The sequence below is a fragment of the Cupriavidus gilardii genome (assembly GCF_013314895.1).
Taxonomy (GTDB): domain Bacteria; phylum Pseudomonadota; class Gammaproteobacteria; order Burkholderiales; family Burkholderiaceae; genus Cupriavidus; species Cupriavidus gilardii_C.
The window spans coordinates 1-20,039 of the sequence record NZ_JABTYE010000020.1 but is presented as its reverse complement, the minus strand read 5'-3'; the positions used below and the strand labels follow the sequence as shown (position 1 = coordinate 20,039).

Annotated in this window: 16 protein-coding genes; 10 read left to right on the top strand and 6 right to left on the bottom strand. The window is 68.1% G+C overall.

Annotated features, from left to right (window positions below):
• The first annotated feature begins 147 nt into the window (after nucleotides 1-147).
• The 3 genes from HTY53_RS18660 to HTY53_RS18650 all read left to right on the top strand — a co-directional run bounded on the left by HTY53_RS18660 (nucleotide 148) and on the right by HTY53_RS18650 (nucleotide 4,977).
• Complete coding sequence (locus tag HTY53_RS18660; protein ID WP_174108001.1) at nucleotides 148-1,140, top strand: DUF1839 family protein; 993 nt, start codon at nucleotides 148-150, stop codon at nucleotides 1,138-1,140.
• 696 nt (nucleotides 1,141-1,836) lie between these two features.
• On the top strand, nucleotides 1,837-2,559 hold the full coding sequence (locus tag HTY53_RS18655; RefSeq protein ID WP_174108000.1) for a Crp/Fnr family transcriptional regulator: 723 nt from the start codon (nucleotides 1,837-1,839) through the stop codon (nucleotides 2,557-2,559).
• Nucleotides 2,560-2,586: 27 nt separating this feature from the next.
• Nucleotides 2,587-4,977: a polysaccharide biosynthesis tyrosine autokinase gene (locus HTY53_RS18650; RefSeq protein ID WP_368041034.1), complete on the top strand. Its 2,391-nt coding sequence runs from the start codon at nucleotides 2,587-2,589 to the stop codon at nucleotides 4,975-4,977.
• Nucleotides 4,978-5,240: 263 nt separating this feature from the next.
• On the opposite strand, the gene HTY53_RS18645 is transcribed toward HTY53_RS18650, so the two are convergent.
• The 5 genes from HTY53_RS18645 to HTY53_RS18625 all read right to left on the bottom strand — a co-directional run bounded on the left by HTY53_RS18645 (nucleotide 5,241) and on the right by HTY53_RS18625 (nucleotide 11,111).
• Complete coding sequence (locus HTY53_RS18645; protein ID WP_174107999.1) at nucleotides 5,241-5,756, bottom strand: hypothetical protein; 516 nt, start codon at nucleotides 5,754-5,756, stop codon at nucleotides 5,241-5,243.
• A 271-nt stretch (nucleotides 5,757-6,027) separates the two neighbouring features.
• Nucleotides 6,028-8,271: a polysaccharide biosynthesis tyrosine autokinase gene (locus tag HTY53_RS18640; RefSeq protein WP_174107998.1), complete on the bottom strand. Its 2,244-nt coding sequence runs from the start codon at nucleotides 8,269-8,271 to the stop codon at nucleotides 6,028-6,030.
• On the bottom strand, nucleotides 8,268-8,732 hold the full coding sequence (locus HTY53_RS18635) for a low molecular weight protein-tyrosine-phosphatase (protein ID WP_174107997.1): 465 nt from the start codon (nucleotides 8,730-8,732) through the stop codon (nucleotides 8,268-8,270). The genes HTY53_RS18640 and HTY53_RS18635 overlap by 4 nt, the downstream gene beginning before the upstream one ends.
• Nucleotides 8,733-8,741: 9 nt before the next feature.
• Nucleotides 8,742-9,836, bottom strand: coding sequence for a polysaccharide biosynthesis/export family protein (locus HTY53_RS18630; protein WP_174108053.1), 1,095 nt, complete (start codon nucleotides 9,834-9,836; stop codon nucleotides 8,742-8,744).
• A gap of 339 nt (nucleotides 9,837-10,175) precedes the next feature.
• Nucleotides 10,176-11,111 carry a response regulator transcription factor gene (locus tag HTY53_RS18625; RefSeq protein WP_174107996.1) on the bottom strand — a complete coding sequence of 312 codons (936 nt, stop codon included), beginning with the start codon at nucleotides 11,109-11,111 and terminating at the stop codon, nucleotides 10,176-10,178.
• Between the two features lie 861 nt (nucleotides 11,112-11,972).
• Between HTY53_RS18625 and HTY53_RS18620 the strand changes: the two genes are divergently transcribed.
• The 6 genes from HTY53_RS18620 to HTY53_RS25090 all read left to right on the top strand — a co-directional run bounded on the left by HTY53_RS18620 (nucleotide 11,973) and on the right by HTY53_RS25090 (nucleotide 18,406).
• Nucleotides 11,973-13,178, top strand: a complete 1,206-nt coding sequence (locus HTY53_RS18620) for a glycosyltransferase (RefSeq protein ID WP_174107995.1) — start codon at nucleotides 11,973-11,975, stop codon at nucleotides 13,176-13,178.
• Nucleotides 13,179-13,199: 21 nt separating this feature from the next.
• Nucleotides 13,200-13,961: a ChbG/HpnK family deacetylase gene (locus HTY53_RS18615; RefSeq protein WP_174107994.1), complete on the top strand. Its 762-nt coding sequence runs from the start codon at nucleotides 13,200-13,202 to the stop codon at nucleotides 13,959-13,961.
• On the top strand, nucleotides 13,958-14,950 hold the full coding sequence (locus HTY53_RS18610; RefSeq protein WP_174107993.1) for a glycosyltransferase family 2 protein: 993 nt from the start codon (nucleotides 13,958-13,960) through the stop codon (nucleotides 14,948-14,950). Before HTY53_RS18615 ends, HTY53_RS18610 begins: the two co-directional genes overlap by 4 nt.
• Nucleotides 14,951-15,021: 71 nt before the next feature.
• Complete coding sequence (locus HTY53_RS18605) at nucleotides 15,022-16,167, top strand: glycosyltransferase family 4 protein (protein WP_217435672.1); 1,146 nt, start codon at nucleotides 15,022-15,024, stop codon at nucleotides 16,165-16,167.
• A gap of 159 nt (nucleotides 16,168-16,326) precedes the next feature.
• Nucleotides 16,327-17,247, top strand: a complete 921-nt coding sequence (locus HTY53_RS18600; RefSeq protein WP_174107992.1) for an NAD-dependent epimerase/dehydratase family protein — start codon at nucleotides 16,327-16,329, stop codon at nucleotides 17,245-17,247.
• Nucleotides 17,240-18,406, top strand: coding sequence for a glycosyltransferase family 4 protein (locus HTY53_RS25090; protein ID WP_174107991.1), 1,167 nt, complete (start codon nucleotides 17,240-17,242; stop codon nucleotides 18,404-18,406). Before HTY53_RS18600 ends, HTY53_RS25090 begins: the two co-directional genes overlap by 8 nt.
• A 32-nt stretch (nucleotides 18,407-18,438) precedes the next feature.
• On the opposite strand, the gene HTY53_RS18590 is transcribed toward HTY53_RS25090, so the two are convergent.
• Nucleotides 18,439-18,996 (bottom strand): putative colanic acid biosynthesis acetyltransferase, encoded by a 558-nt coding sequence (locus tag HTY53_RS18590; protein ID WP_174107990.1) that lies wholly within the window; start codon nucleotides 18,994-18,996, stop codon nucleotides 18,439-18,441.
• 168 nt (nucleotides 18,997-19,164) lie between these two features.
• Here HTY53_RS18590 and HTY53_RS18585 point away from each other — a divergent pair, with 168 nt between their 5' ends.
• Nucleotides 19,165-20,037: an MBL fold metallo-hydrolase gene (locus HTY53_RS18585; protein ID WP_174107989.1), complete on the top strand. Its 873-nt coding sequence runs from the start codon at nucleotides 19,165-19,167 to the stop codon at nucleotides 20,035-20,037.
• Nucleotides 20,038-20,039: the final 2 nt, after the last annotated feature.

The following is a 20,039-nucleotide window of genomic DNA, read 5'->3' as shown; positions in this document are numbered from 1 at the left end:
TCGGCATGGACCACCAGAGCGGCCGGCACCATGGCGCCGTCGAGCCTGCCGACACCGCGCCGGCCGATCCCGCGCGCATGCAGCTGTTCCGCATGCGGCCGTTCTGCATGCGCAAGACCATGCGCCGGCGGTTGCTGGGACGGCGCCATGTATGACGGCACCGGGAGGCTCGCGCACTCCGTGCATGCCTCGCATGTTCTGCATACCGAGCAGGCGGTCTGGCCGCAGACCAACTGCTATGTCGATCTGTGGATCGAGCTGCTGCATGGCTGGCAGCTCGATCCGCTGGCGGCGCTGCCGTTTACCGTCGCGCAAGACTTCGAGGGCGACCAGTTCACCTTCTTCAAATACCCGGTCGACGATCTGGAAAGGCTCTATGGCGTCGTGGTGCAGGAGCTTTCGCTGTACGACGCGATGGAGCGCCATGTCGCGACGCAGACCGCGCGCGGCCATGTGGTGCTGCTCGAGGTAGATGGCTTCTACCTGCCGGACAACCGCGCGACCTCGTACCGGCGCCAGCACACCAAGACCACCATCGGCATCGACGTGCTGATGCCGGAAGCGCGGGGCGTCGGCTACTACCACAACGATGGCTATCACGTCGCGCGCGGCGACGACTATGCCGGGCTGTTCCGCCTGCTGCCCGAACTGCAGGCCGATCCGCATTTGCTGTTTCCGTACGCCGAGGTGGTACGCCGCCGTTATCCGCCGCTGACAGGACCGATGCTGCTGCGCGCCTCGCTGGCGCTGTTGCGGCGGCATCTGGCGCGCCGCCCCCGGCAGAATCCGATCGCGGCGTACCGGCAGGTGTTTCCGCAGCATCTGGACGAACTGTCGGCGCGCGGCGAACCGGCCTTCCATCCGTACGCCTTCAACGTGCTGCGCCAACTTGGCGCCAACTTCGAGCTGCTCGGGAAATACCTGCGCTGGCTCAGCCTGCAGGGCCAGCCGTTGCCGACCGCGATCGCCACAGCATGCCAGCGGCTGGCGTCGGAGGCGATGGTGATGCAGTTCCGGCTGATCCGCTCGATTCTCGGACGCCGGCCGGATTCCTGCCAGGATTGCCTCGACCAGATGGAAGCCTGCTACGAGGCCGCGGTGCCGGCGCTTGCGGCCTATGTCGGCGAGGGCGAACCCTGACGCCCCAGGGGCGCGGTTGCGACCGCGCCCAACGCCAGCGAGAGCATCGCCACCGCCGTCATGCGCCGTCATGCCGCCGGGCCGGCCCCTGAGCCGGCTGCTGATGCGCCGAGGCTTTGCCCCGCTGTACCAGCGCGATGACCGATATCGCGTGTCGATCTCCGGCGAGGGCGCGATGCTGCGAACCTGCAACCGGCAAGCAATGACTTTCCTCTCGCCCCCGGTGCGAACCGCGTGTGCTGCTGCGTGCGGATGATGGCCCATGCAACGGCGAAGGGCGCGGCGAAGGGCGCGGCGAAAAAGGCCTAAGCCGTCTGGCGAGCGCTGCCATCCCGATGGGTGAGATTTGCGCATTGAACGCGTCTCGTCTGCCTGGCTACGGCACCTGGCACATCGACGCGCAGGCCAATCCCGACAACAGCCCGTTCGCACGTCGCCGACGCGCTGCGCGAAATGGTTGCACAGCTGTAACGCGGCTCCCTCCCGATTCCCACCTACCGAAGGATGAGCAGGTTTCAGCCGTGCGGCTACTGTTGGGCGTCCCACAGATGGAACTTAATGGAAGCACGCAAGCCGCACCGCGTCGCCGTCACGGTCAGCGTCGCTGTCTCGTGGTTGTGACGAAAGCCGTCGAGGCGCATCGGTGCGAAGCGGGGGAAGAACAGGAACAAAAAGGACAAGAAGGGAGCAAACAAAATGATCGGTCAACGTTCGGATTTGCACGTCAACCATCTGCTGGCCGCGCTGCCACGCAAGGAATGGGAAACGCTGTCGGGGCACCTGGAGCTGGTACGGATGCGGGCGGGACAACTGCTCACCGACTCGGGTCAACGCATCCACCATGTCTACTTCCCGACCACGGCGATCGTGTCGATGCTGTCGCTGCTGGAGAACGGCGCGACCGCGGAGATCGCCGCGATAGGCAACGAAGGTCTGGTGGGCATTCCGGTGCTGACCGGCGGCGACACCATGCCGTGCCGCGTCGAGGTGCGCACGCCCGGCTTCGCCTATCGCTTGTCGGCCGGCACGCTGCGTCAGGAGTTCATGCGCTCGCCGGCGATTCAGCGCGCCACGCTGCTGTACGTGCAGGCGGTGCTGACGCAGATCGCGCAGACCGCGGTCTGCAATCGCCATCACTCGCTGAACAAGCAGCTGTGCCGCTGGCTGCTGCTCGCACTCGATCGCATGGCGACCAACGAGCTGGTGATCACTCAGCAGGTCATCGCCAATATGCTCGGCGTGCGCCGCGAAGGCGTGACCGAGGCCGCCGGCAAGCTGGAGGACCTCGGCCTGATCCACCACAGCCGCGGCCATATCACGGTGCTGGATCGTCATGGGCTCGAAGCGCATTCGTGCGAATGCTACAAGCTCGTCAAGCGCGAATTCGACCGGCTGCTGCCGGCCCTCGCCGAAGCGTGAACTGCGCCAGTGCGTCAGGAGATTGCCGTGGACAGGTTGTCATTCGCCGGAACGATGCCGGCTCCCAATGTGGTGCCGCAGCGGCCGGCCGGCTATGCACGTGCGCTGCAGGATCGCGCCGGCCTGCTGGTCGGCGCGGCGCTGGCCGGTGCCGCCGTGGCGGGGCTCGCCGCATTGACGGTGCCGCCGCGCTACGAAGCTGCGGCGCTGATCCAGGTCGCCCCATCCGACGCCGCCGTCAGCGGCTCGCCGGGCGGCCCAGCGAACCCGTCGGCTGGCTTCGATGCCAGCATCCTGAAGAGCCGAGCGGTGGCCGCGCCGGTGATCGAGCAGCTCAGGCTCGGCATCACCGCCGAGCCCGTTCGCGCGCCGCTGATCGGTGCGCTGGCGGCGCGCTTGTCCGAGCCGGGACAGGTGCGCGGCGCGTGGCCGTCGGCAATGGGCTATGCGTGGGGCGGCGAGCGCATCGCGCTCGATACGCTCGCGGTGCCCGAGCGCTTGCTGAACAAGCCGCTGACGCTGGAGGTGCTCAGCGGCGGCGCGTTCCGCCTCAGCGATGCCAACCGTACCTTGCTGGAAGGCCGCGTCGGCGAGTCGGCGGCGGCCGATGGCGTCGAGGTGTTGATCTCGCGCATCGATGCGCGCCCTGGTACGCGCTTCACGCTGATGCGGCGCGACCCGGTCGCCACGGTCGATGCCATCGCCAGCGAACTGAAGGTCAGCGAAATGCCGGGCGGCACCGTGCGGCTGGCGTGGCAGAGCGGTGATCGCAAGCAGGCCGCCGATCTGGTCAACGGCATTGCCGACGGCTATATCCGCGGGCAGACCAGTGCGCGGCGCGGCGACGCAGCCGAATCGCTGGCGTTCCTTGCCGCCGAGCTGCCGCGCGTGCAGGCCGAGCTCGAACGTGCCGAGGCCGCGCTGACCCGCTACCGTTCCCGCTCCGGTTCGATCCAGCCGACCCAGGACGCGCAGTCGTATCTGCAGGGCAGCATGGAATACCAGCGCCAGATCGCCGCGCTGCGGCTCGAGCGTACCAAGCTGCTGCAGCGCTTCACCACCGATGCCAACGAGGTGAAGACCGTCGACAGCCAGATCCAGCAGCTGATCCGCGAGCGGCGCGAGCTCGACGAGCGCATGCAGAACCTGTCGCTGTCCGAACGCGAATCGGTGGCGCTGACGCGCGACGTCAAGGTGGCCGAGGACATGTACATGACCCTGCGCCGCAAGATCGAGCAGCTGTCGCTGGTGCAGGCCGATCGCAGCAGCGCGGTGCGCATCGTCGATGCGGCGGCGGCTTCGACCGTGCCGGTAGGCGTCGGCCCGTGGCCCGCGGCGGTCGCCGGCGGTGCGGCGGCGCTGGCGCTGGCCGTCGGTGGCGTGATGCTGCGCCGGCGCTTCAAGCCGGTGGTTGCCGACGCCAACGAAGCGGAAGCGCGCCTTGGCCTGTCGATGCTGGGCGACGTCGCCTTCAGCGACGAGCAGTCCGAACTCGAGCGTCAGGCCGAACTTGAACGGCGCTTCGGTGCGATGGCTGCAATGGGACTGGCCGATGCCGCGCGGCAACGGCTGGCGGCGCCCGCGCCGGGCACCGCGCTGGCCGAGGCGCAAGCCGGCGCGCAGCCGCAGACCGGTGCGCAGGCCTGCTCGCCCAGCGGCCAGGCTCTGCACGACCGCTTCCTGCTGGCGCGGCGCTCGCCGCATGCGCTGGCAGTCGAAGGGCTGCGCAGCGTGCGGGCCGCGCTGTACTTCGGCCTGCGCAGCGCGCCCGATGGCGTGCTGGCGATTACCAGCCCGGCGCCGGGTGCCGGCAAGACCTTCGCCGCGGTCAATCTCGCGGTGCTGTTTGCCGAGGCAGGGCAGCGCGTGCTGCTGATCGATGCCGACATGCGGCGCGGCAAGGTCGCGACATGGTTCGGACAAGCCACGGAGCCTGGACTGTCCGACGTGCTGGCCGGCCGCATTCCGGTGGGCGCGGCGGTGCAGCCGACGGTGGTGGCGGGCCTGTGCATTCTGGGCGCCGGCGCGACGCCGGCCAATCCATCGGAACTGCTGATGCTGCCGACGCTGAAGGACGCGCTGCAGCAGTGCAACGAGCGTTTCGATCTGGTCATCGTCGATACGCCGCCGGTGCTGTCGGTGGCGGACGCGATGCTGGTGGCCAGCCTGGCCGGCTCGACGCTGCTGGTGATGCGCGCCGACGTGACGCTGCCCGGCCAGGTCGACGACGCGCTGAAGCGGCTCACGCGTGCCGACGCGCGCATTGCCGGCGGCATCATCAACGGCGTGGCGCAGCGGCGCAGCAACCGGGCCGACTTCGCCACCATCAATCCGTATCTGGGCATGCCGCTGCCGCCTGCGACACCGGCGGCGCGTGCGCTCGAACGTCCGGTGGCGGCCGCCGCCGGCAAGGCGTGAAGCGGGCAGCGTACCCGTTTCTGCGAGCGTTCGACAGCCATTGAAAAGGCAAGCGCGCGGTCATTGACCGCGCGCTTTGTTCGCATCCGGGGGATTCGCCGGCAACAGCGGCATTGGCCTCGGCCTCTACTTCGGCCTCTACTTCGGCCTCTTCATCGGCCTCTTCATCGGCCGCTACGCCGGCCGCCGGCCACGCGGGCCGCCTCGCTAGCCCTGGACCAGCCTTTCGGCCCGTCCACAGGCAAGCGGCGGCCCTCGACGCATCAGCGCGCCGGGCTGGTCAGTTCGCGCTTGGCTTCCTCATTGGCCTCGCGCATCTCCGCCTTGCGCTCCTGCTTGGCGGCCTTCACTTCCTGCCGGTATTCCTGCCGCGCTTCGGACTTGCGCTCGCGGTACTCACCGCGTGCCTCGGCGCGTGCCATGCGCCGTTCGACCAGCGGATCGAGCTTCGGCTGGAGCTGGTAGACGCCCGGGCCGTAAGGCGTGGCGACCATGCCGGCCGGAACGCTGCCGGGAGCGGGGCCGGTCGTCGGCATGGTCGAGGCGGCGCCGGCGGGCGCCATCGTGCCGGCACCAGCACCAGCACCAGCGCCGGCGCCAGCACCGACACCAACACCGGTACCGCCAGCGCCAGCGGCGGCCCCCGCGCCGACACTGGTGTCGGCACCGGTGCCGGTGGCGGGCGACATCGGCGCCTGGGCAAAGGCGGTCGCGCTGATCAGACCCGCGGCCAGCGCCGCCAGCGCGGTTCGGGTGCGCACAGTCAGGTTTCGGGACATATCGGACCTCGTGAGTTGTTATCGAACGAAGCCCGCGGCCGTCGCGACCGCGGGGACTCGGTGGCGGCACGATCGAACGATGGTGCCACTCGCTCGATTTTTGATGGCAAGCGGTCGTTGCCGTTTCCGCCTTTCAACAACTCCTTACAAATGGCCGAAAGACCGACAGCGCGTTCTTACGCGGCGCGCGCGAGCCGTCCTACAAAACGCCGATCCCCGCTCAGGGCGGGGATCGGCGTCCATACGATGGTAGGGTGAAGGACCGTGCGGATCAGGCCCGCCTGGCCTTGATCGCGCTGTACTGGTTCATATAGCGATACTTGCCGAAGTGGTAGTGCGAGCGGTACCAGCGGCCCTCGACGTGCAGACCGTTGAACAGCACGCCCTTGACGTCCCCGCCCGCATGGCGGATGGCCTTGTCGGTCGCCTGCAGCTCGCTGGCGGTGGTGACATCCGCGCGCGCCACCAGGAACACCGCACCGGCCCGGCTGGCCAGGATGCCGGCATCGGCCGCCGCCAGCACCGGCGGCGAATCGATCAGCACCACGTCGTAGCGCGACTTCAGTTCATCGATCAGCGCCTCCATGCCCGGGCTGTTCAGCATGTCGGCCGGCTGCGGCGCCTGCGCGCCGGTCGGGATGAAGTCCAGCCCCGGTGCAACCTGGCGCTGCACCACCTTGTCCAGCGGCGTGCCGAGCAGCACGTCGCTCAGCCCCGGCGAGCGGCGCGAGCCGAAGCGGTGGTTCAGCCCGCCGCGGCGCAGGTCGGCGTCGACCAGCGCGACACGCTTGCCGCCGGCACCGAGGATCGCGGCGAAGTTGGCGGCGATGAACGACTTGCCGACGCCCGGGGCCGGACCGGTGATCACCACGATCCGGTTGCGGCTGCCGACCAGCGCGAACTGCAGTGCGGTGCGGAAGCTGCGCAGGCTCTCCATCGCGGGATCCTCGGGTTCCTGCAGCGCGAGCAGGCCGGGCAGGGGCTTGGCGCCGCCGAACTTGCGCGTCTGCTGCTGGCTCAGCGGGATCGTGGCGTAGACCGTCAGGCCGGTCTGGTGCTCGATCTCGTCGGCATCGGTCAGCCCACCGTCGAGCGAGCGGCGCACCACCACCATCAGCAGGCCGGCCAGCACGCCCAGGCCCACCGCCACCGCGACGATCAGCGGGCGGTTCGGCCGCACCGGCTTGAGCGGCACGCTGGCCGGATCGACCAGGCGCGCGGTGCCGACCTTGCTCGCCTTCATCAGCTTGAGCTGCTGCACGTCGTTGAGCAGGGCCTGATAGAGCTCGGTGTTGACCTTGACGTCGCGCATCAGCCGCAGCACGTTCTGCTCGACATCGGGCAGCCGCTGGATGCGGCCGGTGACGCCGTTCAGCTGCGCGGTCAGGCTGTCGATCTGGCTGTCGATCGCCGTGATGCTGGGGTGATCGCCGACGAAGCGCATCGCCAGCTCCTGCCGCTTCTGCTTGAGCTCCTGCAGGCGGGTCTGGATCTGCACCGACTGCGCCAGGATCAGCTTCGATTCCTCGCTCAGATCGACCGTGCCGCGCTGGTTGCGCATCGCGTTATAGCGCGATTCGGCGGCCTCGACCTGCTGCCGCAGCTGCGGCATCTGGCCCTGCAGGAACTCCAGCGACTTCTCCGCTTCCGCGGCCTTGCGGCGCACGTTCTGCTCGACGTACTCCATGCCGATCTCGTTGAGGATCGCCGCGGTCAGCTGCGGCGAATCGCCTTCGAGCGTGACGCCGATCACGCCGCTCTGCTTGCCGCGCTCCATGATGTGCAGCTGCTGCTGCAGGCGCGCGATCGCGGCCAGGCGCGGCAGATGGCGCAGATCGAACTGCGCGCCAGGACGGCCGTCGAGCTTGCTGATCGTCAGGTTGACCGGGCCGTAGGCGGTCTGCACCGTCAGCGGCTCGCCGACCTTGCCGTTGGCGCGGGCCGGATCGCTGGCGAAGCTGACGCGGTATTCGCCGTTGCCCAGCGCGGTCACCGTGATCTTGCGCTCGTCCATCTCGGTCGGCACCGTCAACTCGCTGACGCGGATCGATTCGCTGCCCCAGGCGAAGCCGCCCCAGCCGAACAGGCCCGGCCGCGACAGCTCGCTGTTGTTCTGCGCGATCGCGCGGCCGACGATCGGGAAGTAGCGCGGCGACGCCTCGACGTTCAGCATCAGGTTGTCGACCGCGCGCCCGACGACCATGCGCGACTGCAGCAGCTCGATCTCGGCGGAGGCCGCCGACTTGACCTCGATCACCGGCGAGATCTGTGCGGCCACGCGGTTGGTGGCGGCGGTGGTGTTGGTGCTCTCCTCCACCTGCACCATGATGTCGGCGCGATAGACCGGCCGCGCGATCAGCGCATAGATGGCGCCGAGCGCGATGACCAGCCCCGCCACCGTGAGGAAGGTCCACCGGTATCGCGCCAGCACGTCGAACCAGGACGTCAGATCGACCATGCCATCGCGCTCGTCCGCGCGCTCGGAGTGGGTGCTCCGGATGTTGTTGCTATTCATGATGCCTCCCCGTGACATTCGGCCGGCGCAATGGCTCGTATGCGTACCGACCAGGATTCGATGCCCGTCTTGATCAAGCCGAGTGCGATGGCGAACATGCGGTGTGAGCAGCCGATGGGATCCGGCACGTCGGCCGGGATGAACTCGCCGATGCGATAGACGCGGCCGCGTGCGTCCGGAAACCGGCGCTCGACCTCGTCGCGCTGCTCGAGGTCCATCACCAGCACCAGATCGGCCCAGTCCACCAGTTGCGCATCGACGAGGCGGGCTCGGTGCCCGCGCAGTTCATGCCCTTCGCCAGCCATCAGCGCGATCGCGCACGGGTGTGCCGCCGCGCCGACCGGCGGCGCCAGTCCCGCGGAGGCCACCTCGCACGCCGGCAGCGCCTGCCGCAGCAGCGCTTCGGCCATCGGACTGCGACAGGTGTTGCCGATACAGACCACCAATATGGTTCGGATCATCGCGCCCGCCTATCGGACCACGCCGGCCGTGCCGATCACCGGCTGGGTCGACGGAATCAGCAGGTTGATGACGCGGCTCCAGCGCACCAGTTCGCGTGCATCGACGTAGACGACGTCCTTGGGCTCGAGCTCGAATCCTTCCGCGATGGCGAGAGCCACCGGCGAGCTGCCGTCGAGGTGGAACACCTTCGGCTCTTCGCCGGCCGTCGTCTTGCGAATCACGTAGATCTGGTCGGCGCTGGCCGAACTCGGGTTCACGCCGCCGGCATCGCCGAGTGCCTCGTTCAGCGTCATCCGCCCGTTGCGCATCAGCAGCGCGGTGGGACGCAGCACTTCGCCGGTGACGAACACCTTGCTGTCCTCGCGCTGTTCGACGCGGACGATGTCGCCGTTGCGCAGCAGGATCCGCGACGGGTCGACGCCCTTGGCCAGCAGCGCCGGCATGTTGATGTACCAGCTGCGCTCGCCGCGCGTGACGCGGATGCGGCTGCTGTCGCCGGTCTGCGTCAGCACGCCGCCGGCGCGGTTCAGTGCCTCGACCAGCGTCATCGGCGCGTCGTCGATCGGCAGCATGCCGGGCGTCTTGACCTCGCCGTCGACATAGACGCGCTGGCTGCGGAACGCCAGCACGCGCACCGTCATCTGCGGATCGCGCACCACGCGCGACAGCGCCTTCGCGATCTGGTCGCGCACTTCGTTGGCGGTCTTGCCCGCGACCTTCATCACGCCCGCATACGGGAACTGGATGTCGCCGTGCGGGCTGACCACGTAGCCCGGCACGTTGGGGCTGCCGCCGGTGCTCGGCAGTTCGTAGGCCTGGCCGATGCTGTAGGTCTGGGTCGGGAACACGAGCTCGGGATGGTCCCATACCACCACCGAGATGATGTCGCCCGGGCCGACGCGATACGGCTGCGGCGAGGCGAACAGTTCCTCGACGTTCTCGTTGTCGCGACGCGAGTTGTTGCGCAGCTCGCGTACCAGGTCCATCGTGATCGGCGTGATCTTGGGCACCGCATCGGGGCCGATGGCGGAGACCGGCGCCTGCTTGTCGAAATACATGCCCGGCGAACTGGCGCAGCCGGCCAGCAGCGCCGCCGCTCCCATCGCGCCGGCGGCGAGCAGCCCCGCCACTCCTGGACCGCGGCGCACACTGCGTGGACCGCGTTGCTGATGCTGTTCCATTGCTTTCATGGCAACCTCCCCCCACTGCGACTTGCACATGGACACGCGCACGGCCATGTCCCCCGGATGCTGCCATCGTGTCCGCGCAGGCACTGGGTATCGGTGCGTTGTCACACATTTGATGCGGACGGGGTTTGGGGACCGGGCGAAGGGGCTGGCGAACGTGGGCAGCCAGCGGTCAAGCTCGCGCGGGCGCGCGCAGTACCCAAATGAAAACGGGCCGGAATCTCCGGCCCGCCTTCGTTGGCAACCCCCGCAGCGTCAGCGCATACCGCCTCCCGCCTGCAACGGCAGTTCCGTAATCTCTGCGCGTTCGTTCGCCGGACGCGGCATGCGCGTGACCGACGCCACCGGCGCCGCGCCGTCGCCATGAACCCATTCGAGCTTCGCGCCGCGTTGCAGCGCGGTGTAGACCGCCTCGCCCTTGTTGCGCACCTTCAGGCGCTGGTACAGCGTGCAGGCGTGGCTCTTGACCGTGGCCACCGAGATATTGAGCATGCGGCTGACCGTCTTGATCGGATGGCCGCGCGCAAGCAGCACCAGCACCTCGTACTGCCGCGGCGTGATCTGCAGCATTTCGGCTTCGTCGTAGTAGGTCGATTCCGCACTGCTGGTGTCGATCGGCGCGGGACGCGGGGCGGCCGCGGCCGCGTGCGGCGGCACGATGCCGCTGCGCGAGGACGCCGGCATCGCCGGATGCGGCGACACGGTGGCGCTGCCCGCCATTGCCGGGCGTGCGCCCAGCGAGGCCGGTGCAACCACTGGTCCGCCATAGCCGGCGCCGGGCAGCGACGACGACAGCGTGCCGGCGGCGCCGTTGCCGCGCACGAAATAGCCGCCCACCATCGCCAGCCGGATGGCCGCTTCCAGCACGGCGAGCGAGGCGGACTTCGGCAGGCAGCCGCAGACGCCCTGCGCCATGGCGGCAGCGGGCACCTGCAGCGGCACCATATCGGACAGCAGCAATACGCGCTGCGCGTTGAGCACGCGCCGGACCTGGGTCAGCAGCTGCCAACCTGCGTCGACATCCTGCGGCATGCCGAACACCATCAGGTCGGTATCGCCGTCGGTGCCGTCAAGGAGAGAGACATCGGCGGGATCGATCGCGATGACCTGATCGATTCCCTCGATGCGCTCCAGCATCTGGTGCAGGCCCAGGCGGAGCAAGGGATGGCTTTCAATCAACAGTGCATTCATGTTCTTTTTCCCCCGTATCTGTGGGAGGAAAACAGGTAACACACTGGTGAATGCAATTGCCTCGTCGCAGGCGACTTCCCGGCGAAGCGGCTCAGGCCTTCCCCCCGTCTGTCGGTCTCGGCATCACCAGGCCACAGTGGTGCGCCGGCCCGATAGCCGACCCTGTTCCCCACCCCAAAACATTTATCTTTAATCCGTTTAGGGCATCTTATGGGTTGAGTCAGTCGAAATCAAGTCACCTCCGTGGAGCCGGAAGGATGGGATTACCACCGCTTTTCATAATCCGGTAACCCTTGATCCATAAGCGTTTCCAGCCTCCCCAAATGGGTGAGAATAAATGGGGCGATTCGAGTTTCAATAATGAAACAATGCCCGTCCGATAATGTTTCAACGTTGAAACGGCGGTCGCCGCCAATGCCGTTCCCATCGCAGTAGTGCAAGCCCCGGCCGGCTGTCGATACAGCGCTGAAACAGCGGCCGACGTCACCGTCGTGGACCGCGCCGCGCACACCGATGGGGCTCCTCGGACGGCAGGCCCGCCAAAAGGATGAGCGGGTCTCCGCCATCAGGATGATGGCCGCAAGGCAGGGCACATCGTCCCGTTTCCTCCCTCCACTTCCACCCTTCCTCCACCCCGCCTCCAACCCGCCTGGACGCCTTGGCGCGGCCCATCGGGAGGGGGCGCGGCGCGGGCCTGGCCGCGTCGGGCGTGCTGGGTGCGCCAACGAACAGAGCCTGCCCATCGCGCTGCCTACGCTTTGTGGCACGGAGCGCCGCCCGCCAGCACGGCGCGTCTTGGCGCGCGGATGTTTCGTCGCGGTGCGCCATCCCATCTTGCTGCATGCCGATACGGTCAGGGCCATGAAGCTTCTTCACATCATTGCGACAATCAATCCGGCCGGCGGCGGCCCGATCGAAGGCCTGCGCCAGTTGCGCGTGCCGCTGGTCGAACGCGGCGTGCGCGTCGATGTGGTCTGCGGCGACGATCCGGACGCGCCATGGGTGCGCGAGAGCGAGCTCAACGTGATCGCCCTGGGGCCGTCCCGCGGCATCTACACCTATAACCCGCGCCTGCTGCCGTGGCTGCGGGAGAATGGGGCGCGCTACGACGCGGTCATCATCGAGGGCCTGTGGCAGTTCCACAGCCTGGCCGCACTGCTGGTCCTGCGCGGCAAGGTTCCCTATTACGTGTTCACCCACGGCATGCTGGACCCGTGGTTCAAGGCCCGCTATCCGCTCAAGCATCTGAAGAAGCTGGTGTACTGGCTGCTGTTCGAGCGCCGCGCGCTGCGCCATGCCACCGGGGTGCTGTTCACCTGCGACGAAGAGCGCCGGCGCGCGCGCCTGTCGTTTCCCTGGTACCGCTGCACCGAACGCATCGCCTCCTATGGCACCGCGCAGCCGCCCGCCGACGACGGCACGCTGCGCGCCGCCTTCCACGCCGCCTTTCCGCAGACCGAGGGCAAGCGCATCGTGCTGTTCTTCGGACGCATCCACGAGAAGAAGGGCTGCGATCTGCTGATCGAAGCCTTCGCCCGCGTGGCGAACGTCGATCCGGCGCTGCAGCTGGTCATTGCGGGGCCCGGCACGCCGATGCTGCGCGAGGAGCTCGAGATGCTGGCCGAGCGAGTCGGCGTCGCCCCGCGCGTGGTGTGGACCGGCATGCTGTCCGGCCCGCAGAAGTGGGGCGCCTTCCATGCCGCCGAAGTGTTCTGCCTGCCGTCGCACCAGGAGAACTTCGGCGTGGCCGTGGTCGAGGCGCTCGGTTGCGGCGTGCCGGTGCTGATCTCCGACAAGGTCAATATCTGGCGCGAGATCGAGGCCGACGGCGCCGGCATCGTGCGTAGCGACACGGTCGACGGCACCGAACAGGCGCTGCGCGAATGGCTGACCGCCGATGCGGCCACGCGCGCGCGCATGCGCGCCGCCGCGCCCGCCTCGTTCGCGAAGCGCTTCCAAAGCAGGCAGGTCGGACAACGCCTGCTGGACATCATTCAGGGCCGCGCCGATGGCGCGCCGCCGGCCGACCGCGATCCCGGGACGGCGCTTTCGCATGCGGCCCCTTAGCGGTTGACCGGGAGACCTCAGATGCGAGAACTGATCCTCAATGCCGACGATTTCGGCTGGGATGCCGATACCTGCGACGCCACCATCGCCTGCTTCGAGGCGGGGCTGCTGACCAGCGCCACCATCATGACCGGCAGGCCGGCGTCGCAGCAGGCGTACGACTACGCGCGCCGCAACCGCGGCCGCTTCTCCTTCGGCCTGCATTTCAATATCGTCGATGGCCATCTGCCGCATGCCGGGCGGCCCTCGTCGCTGTGCACGCCCGATGGGCGCTTTCGCGCCAGCCATCGGCAGCGCGTGCGCGCGCTGACCTGGATGCTGTCCGAGGACGATATCGCGCGCGAGTTCCGCGTCCAGCTGGAAGAGCTGCGCGACAACGGCGTCGAGGTAACCCATGTCGACAGTCACGGCCATCTGCACAAGTTTCCGATCGTGATCAGCGCGCTGCGCAAGGAGCTCGAACGCGCCAGACTCGAATGGGTACGGCGGCCGCAGAACCTCTACTTCACCGCCAATCCGCGCCAGGCGGTGATGAACAACTATTGCCAGCGCTACTTCAACGGACTGCGTCATACCCACTACTACGGGGCGATCAATCACGAAGACGCCGACTGGGCCGCGCGTCTGCCGGAGCTGCTGCGCGAGGGCATCACCGAGATCTCGGTCCATCCCGGCTATGCCGAGCCGTGGCGGCGCTGCGAAACCGATCCGCTGGTCAGCGCCGGCGAGTTGCGCACGGCGCTGCAGCGCGCCGGCATCGCGCTGCGGAGGTACGGCCAATGACCGCTCCGCTGGCCCGTACCCTGCCGGCGCAAACGGTGGCGCGCCCGGACACGCCGCAGGGCGCTGCCGACGGCGCGCAGGCCGTGCCGACCAGGACCGCGAAGGTGTCGGTGCTGATCCTGACGCTGAACGAGGAGAAGAACCTCGCGCGTTGCCTGGAGTCGGTGTCGTGGTCCGACGATGTCGTCGTGCTGGACTCGTTCAGCACCGATCAGACGCTGGAGATCGCGCGGCGACACGGCGCGCGCGTCTACCAGCGCAAGTTCGACAACTGGTCGGCCCATCAGAACTGGGCCAACGAGAACATCGACTTCAAGCACAAATGGGTCTACTACTCCGACGCGGATGAAGTGGTCAGCCCGGAGCTGGCCGCGGAGCTGCGCGACATCGCGGACAGGACGGCCGGCGACGCGTGCAGCGGCGCGCAAGGCACGGCCCGCGCCGGCCAAGGCGAAGGCGGCACGCAGCATGTCGCCTACCGCGTCCGCTACAAGAACTACTTTCTCGGCAAATGGATCCGCTTCGCCGGCGGCTATCCGATCTGGGTACTGCGCTTCTTCCAGCCGGACAAGGTCCGCTGGGAGCGGCTGGTCAATCCTGCGCCGGTGGTCGACGGGTCGGTCGGCTTCCTGCGTCATCATTTCCTGCACTACAGCTTCAACAAGGGCTTCGACGCCTGGTTCGACAAGCACAACAAATATTCGATGGGTGAGGCGCTGGAGACGATCCGCAGCCTGGACGAGGACAAGTTCCGCCTTTCCTCGCTGTTGTCGTCCGATCCGCCGGCGCGCCGGCGGGCGCTGAAAGAGCTGTCGTTCCGCCTGCCGATGCGGCCGGTGGCGCGCTTTCTGTACCTGTACCTGCTCAAGTTCGGCTTCATCGACGGGAAGGCCGGCTTTCATTACTGCGTACTGGTATCGATCTACGAATACATGGTGGTGCTGAAGGTACAGGAGCAGCGACGAAGAGCGATGCAGTTGCCCCTGTAGTCGGCCCTTGCTGTCGACCCTTTCTAGCCGGCCCTTGCCGCCGGCCAGTGCCGCCACCGTTGGAGAGAACCATGCGAGTGGCGTACGTGACGACCTACGATGCTTCCGACCCTCATGCCTGGTCGGGATCGGCAAGCTATATCCCGCGCGCGCTGCGCAGCAGCGCGATCGAGACCGAGGTGATCGACAAGGTGGACGAGGGGCCGGTGCTGGCCTGCCTGCAGCGCGCCAAGGCGCTGGCCTATCGGCGGCTGCTGCGGCGCGACTACCAGCGCGACCGCTCGCCGACGGTGGCGCGCCGCTACGCCCAGCGCGTGCAGCGCCGCCTGGAAGACGCGCATTGCGACGCGGTGCTCAGCCCCGGCACGCTGGCGGTGTCCTGCCTGGACACCGACCGGCCGATCGCGATCTGGACCGACGCGACCTTCGACGGCATGGTCGGCTTTTATCCCGGCTTCAGCAACTTCTGCGCGGAAACGCTGCGCGACGGCCATCGGCTCGAGCAGCAGGCGCTGTCGCGCTGCCGGCTGGCGATCTATAGCTCCGAATGGGCCGCCGCGACGGCGCTGCGCCACTACGACGTCGACCCGGCCAAGGTCAAGGTGGTGCCATTCGGCGCCAATCTCGATTGCCGGCGCACCTCGCAGGATATCGAGCGCCTCGTGCTCGGCAAGGACTACCGCGTTTGCCGGCTGCTGATGGTCGGCGTGGACTGGATGCGCAAGGGCGGCGAGACCGCGCTGGCGGTGGCGCAATGCCTGAACCGCCGCGGTCTTCCGACCGAGCTGCATGTGGTCGGCTGCCGCCCGCCGTACGAGCCGCCAAGCTTCGTCAAGCTGCACGGCTTCGTGCCGAAGACGACCGAAGAAGGCCGGCGCCGTTTCGAACGCCTGATGAGCGAGGCGCATTTCCTGCTGCTGCCCTCGACCGCCGAGTGCTACGGCGTGGTTCTGGCCGAGGCCAGCTCCTTCGGGCTGCCGTCGCTGGCCACGCGCGTCGGCGGCATTCCGACCGCGGTGCGCGATCGGCGCAACGGCATGACGTTCGAGCTCGAAGCCGATCCCACCGAGTGGTGCGACTACATCGAGCGCGTGTTCCAGTCCGCGCCGCACTATGGCGCGCTGGCGCGCGGCGCATACCGCGAATACGCCGAACGCCTGAACTGGCGCAGCGCCGGCGAGCACGTCAAGCAGTTGCTGCGCAGCCATTGCGTCTAGCGCGGCGCCTGCCGGCGCCGTCCCGCATCGGCAACACGATAAACCGGAAGAATCCATGGCCTTATGTGGTCAAGGCAACAGTTCCTCGCGGGGCGGAACGCTACCTTGTCTACACAAAGAGACCTTTTGGCTGGATAACGCGTTGCGGGCGATCGCAAGATGACGGAAAAGACCGTGCTGGTGACCGGAGCGAGAGGGTTCTTCGGCGGCTTCGTCGTCGAGCACTATCTCGCCGCGGGCTGGCGCGTGGTCGGCCTCGGTCACGGCTGTCCGGGTAGCGGTTGCGAGGGCCGGGCGGTCTGGCACCGCGGCGATGTCGATCTCGGGACGCTGGTGCGGCTCGAACTTGCGCCCGACCTGCTGGTGCACTGCGCGGGCAGCGGCTCGGTGTCGGCGTCGTTGAGCGACCCGTTCGCCGACCATGCCCGCACCGTCGTCAGCACGGCCGCCGTGCTCGAATACGTTCGGCGCCATTCGCCGCATACGGCAGTGGTTTATCCGTCCAGCGCCGCTGTCTATGGCAATGCGGCGCATTGCCCCGCGAAGGAAGGGGGCACGGCGCGACTGCGGCCGGCATCGCCCTATGGCACGCACAAGCTGATGGCCGAGCAGTTGTGCGCCTCGTATGGCGCGCACTTCGGCGTATCGGTGGCGGTGGTGCGCTTCTTTTCGGTCTATGGCGAGGGGCAGCGCAAGCAATTGCTGTGGGATGCATGCCGCAAGATCTGCCGGCACGACGATCTCTATTTCGGGACAGGCGAGGAATCCCGCGACTGGCTGCATGCCGACGACGCGGCGCGCCTGGTGGCCGCGGTGGCCGCGCAGGCGTCGCCCGCGTGTCCTGTCTATAACGGCGCGAGCGGCACGGCCACCACGGTCAGGCAGGTGCTGACGCTGCTGTATCGCGAACTGGCGCCGTGTCGTCATCCACGCTTCTCGCTGGCGCCCCGCAACGGCGATCCGTGCGACCAGTGCGCCGATATCGGCCATACGCTGGGCACGGGCTGGGCGCCGCAAATCCCACTGGAAACCGGCGTGCGGCGCTATGCGCGGTGGTTCGAGGCGGTGTGCCGTGATTAAGGTCGGCTTTGTCTTCGCCTTCCAGGATCGTGGCTGGCTTGGCGGCATCAGCTACTTTCGCAATCTGCTGTGGGCATTGCACACGCTGCCCGAGCGCACCATCGATCCGGTGATCCTGACCGGCCAGCGCACGCCGCCGGAGCTGCTCGAAGGCATGCCGCCGCTGCCGGTGCATCGCACGGGCCTGCTCGATCGCCGCCATCCATGGTGGTGCCTGCGCAAGGCGTGCCAGGCGGCGAGCGGCACGGACGTGATGCTGGCGCGCTATCTGTCCGGCAAGGGTATCGCGATGTTGTCGCACCACAACCCGCTCGGGCCGCGCGCGGACGTGCCCACGCTCGGCTGGATTCCGGACTTTCAGCATCTGCATCTGCCCGAGCTGTTTTCCGCCAGCGAGATCGCGCTGCGCGAGCGCCTGTTCGAGACGCTGTGCCATGGGTCCGCGCGGATTCTCGTCAGCAGCCACGCCGCGTGCCGCGACCTGCAGCGCTGCTATCCGGCGCAGGCCGATCGCGCCCGCGTGCTGCAGTTCGTCGCCAACATGAATCCGCTCGCGCCCGTGCCGCCCGTGGCCGAACTCGAGCGCCGCTACGGCTTTCGCGGCCCCTACTTCCATTTGCCGAACCAGCTGTGGCAGCACAAGAACCACGGCATCGTGATCGAGGCGCTGCGCCTGCTGAGACGGCGCGGCATCGAGGCGCTGGTGCTGTCGACGGGCCAGACCGCGGATCATCGGCAGCCTGGCTATGGCCAGCAGCTGCTGCGCAGCGCGGAGCAGGCAGGCCTGCAGCGGAACTTCCGCATCCTGGGCGTGGTGCCGCACGACGACCTGGCCGGGCTGATGCGCGGCGCGATCGCGCTGATCAACCCGTCGCGCTTCGAAGGGTGGAGCACCACGGTGGAGGAGGCCAAGTCGCTGAACAAGCCGATCCTGCTGTCCGATATCGAGGTCCATCGCGAACAGGCGCCGGCGCGCGGCGTGTATTTCGCACCCGACGATGCGCCGGCGCTGGCCGATGCCATGGAACAGGCCCTGGGCCGCTCTCTCTCGCCCGGCGACGAAGCCGAGCAGGCGCGCATCGCACGCGACGACCTGGCACATCGTCGCCGCCGCTTCGCGCAAACCTACCAGCAGATCGTGATGGAGCTGGCGCGCTGACCGCGGCCTGCCGTTGCGGCCACCGGAATCGGTCAGCGTGGAAGGGGCTTGCGCTTGCCGATCGGGCGCGCCGGTGTGCCCCCGTAGACGGTCCAGGCCGTGCCCAGCGATTTGGTGACCACCGAGCGCGGCGCCACCACCGCGCCTTCGGCCACTGTCACGCCCGGTGACAGGAAGCTCTCCGCGCAGATCCACACGCGCGGCGCCAGCGTGATGGGGAAGGCGATCAACTGGAAGTTGGGGCTGTTGTAGTCGTGCGAGCCGGTGCACAGATGCGAGCCTTGCGACACCACACAGTACTCGCCGATGTCGATCCGCTCGATGTTGTACAGCGTGACTCCATCGGCGACGCCGGCATTGTTGCCGATGCGCAGATTCCACGGCGCCCAGATCCGGACGCCGGGGTAGACGTGGACATTGCGCCCCAGCTCGGCGCCGAACAGCCGCAGCAGCGCCGCACGCCAGGCGTGCGCGGGCCGCGGGCTGGGACGGAACAGGAACAGCCAGACCCAGTTCCAGATCTGTCGCTGCACGCGGTTCCCCAGCGAGAACGAGGGGCCCATGGTCGGATCGTCTTGCGTAATCAGCATCGGCTGTCCTGGTAAGCGCGTGGCGGCAAGCGCGTGAAATAGCCCGGAACGATGGTGCGCCGGCGTACAGTGCAGGTCGGTGCGGCCGGTCACAGACAGGCTCGCTTCGACCGGCGGACGGCATGGAATGGGACTTGCACGAGGGATGAGTCCTGCAGGAGGGCTTTCATGCGGATCCACCATCTGAATTGCATCTCGACCTGCCCGCTCGGCGGGCGCCTGATGGACGGACGTTCCCGCTCGATCCTGGAGCGGGGCGAACTGGCCTGCCACTGCCTGCTGGTCGAGTTGCCGGACTGTCTGATGCTGGTCGATACCGGCATGGGACGGCGCGACGTGCAGGACCCGCGCTCGCGCCTGAGCGGCTTCTTCCTGACCCTGTTGCGGCCCGATTTCCGCGACGAGATGACCGCTTATCGGCAGGTGGAGGCGCTGGGCTTCGATCCGCGCGATGTGCGGCATATCGTGCTGACGCACCTGGACTTCGACCACGCCGGCGGACTCGACGATTTCCCCTGGGCCACCGTCCATCTGCTGGCGGCCGAACGGGACTATGCGCGGCTGCAGCGCACCTGGCTGGACCGCCAGCGCTTTCGCCCGCAGCAGTGGTCGACGCAGGAGCGCTGGCGCACCTATGCGCCCGACGGCGGCGAGCGCTGGTACGGCTTCGACCGTGCGCGCACGCTCGACGGCCTGCCGCCGGAGGTGGCGATGATCGCGTTGCCGGGCCACACCTTCGGTCATGCGGGTATCGCGGTGCAGGCCGAGGGCGAGTGGCTGCTGCAAGCGGGCGATGCCTACTTCCATCACGGCGAGCTGGACCCGGTGCGGCCCTGGTGCACACCGGGGCTGCGCTTCTATCAATGGATGATGGAAAAGGACCGCGAGGCGCGGCTCGCCACGCAGCGGCATCTGCGCGCGCTCAAGGAACGGCGCGACGGCCATGTGACGGTCTGCTGCGGCCATGACGTGGTCGAGTTCGAACGGCTGTCGCGGCGCTCGGCCCGCGTGCCGGCCCGCGCGTTCGCCAGCGCGCCTTGAAC

Bases quoted from the DNA above. Each gene is read 5' to 3' on its own strand.
- HTY53_RS18660 (WP_174108001.1), top strand. From the start codon at position 148: ATGTATGACGGCACCGGGAGGCTCGCGCACTCCGTGCATGCCTCGCAT.
- HTY53_RS18655 (WP_174108000.1), top strand. From the start codon at position 1,837: ATGATCGGTCAACGTTCGGATTTGCACGTCAACCATCTGCTGGCCGCG.
- HTY53_RS18645 (WP_174107999.1), bottom strand. From the start codon at position 5,756: ATGTCCCGAAACCTGACTGTGCGCACCCGAACCGCGCTGGCGGCGCTG.
- HTY53_RS18640 (WP_174107998.1), bottom strand. From the start codon at position 8,271: ATGAATAGCAACAACATCCGGAGCACCCACTCCGAGCGCGCGGACGAG.
- HTY53_RS18635 (WP_174107997.1), bottom strand. From the start codon at position 8,732: ATGATCCGAACCATATTGGTGGTCTGTATCGGCAACACCTGTCGCAGT.
- HTY53_RS18630 (WP_174108053.1), bottom strand. From the start codon at position 9,836: ATGGGAGCGGCGGCGCTGCTGGCCGGCTGCGCCAGTTCGCCGGGCATG.
- HTY53_RS18625 (WP_174107996.1), bottom strand. From the start codon at position 11,111: ATGAATGCACTGTTGATTGAAAGCCATCCCTTGCTCCGCCTGGGCCTG.
- HTY53_RS18620 (WP_174107995.1), top strand. From the start codon at position 11,973: ATGAAGCTTCTTCACATCATTGCGACAATCAATCCGGCCGGCGGCGGC.
- HTY53_RS18615 (WP_174107994.1), top strand. From the start codon at position 13,200: ATGCGAGAACTGATCCTCAATGCCGACGATTTCGGCTGGGATGCCGAT.
- HTY53_RS18610 (WP_174107993.1), top strand. From the start codon at position 13,958: ATGACCGCTCCGCTGGCCCGTACCCTGCCGGCGCAAACGGTGGCGCGC.
- HTY53_RS18605 (WP_217435672.1), top strand. From the start codon at position 15,022: ATGCGAGTGGCGTACGTGACGACCTACGATGCTTCCGACCCTCATGCC.
- HTY53_RS18600 (WP_174107992.1), top strand. From the start codon at position 16,327: ATGACGGAAAAGACCGTGCTGGTGACCGGAGCGAGAGGGTTCTTCGGC.
- HTY53_RS18590 (WP_174107990.1), bottom strand. From the start codon at position 18,996: ATGCTGATTACGCAAGACGATCCGACCATGGGCCCCTCGTTCTCGCTG.
- HTY53_RS18585 (WP_174107989.1), top strand. From the start codon at position 19,165: ATGCGGATCCACCATCTGAATTGCATCTCGACCTGCCCGCTCGGCGGG.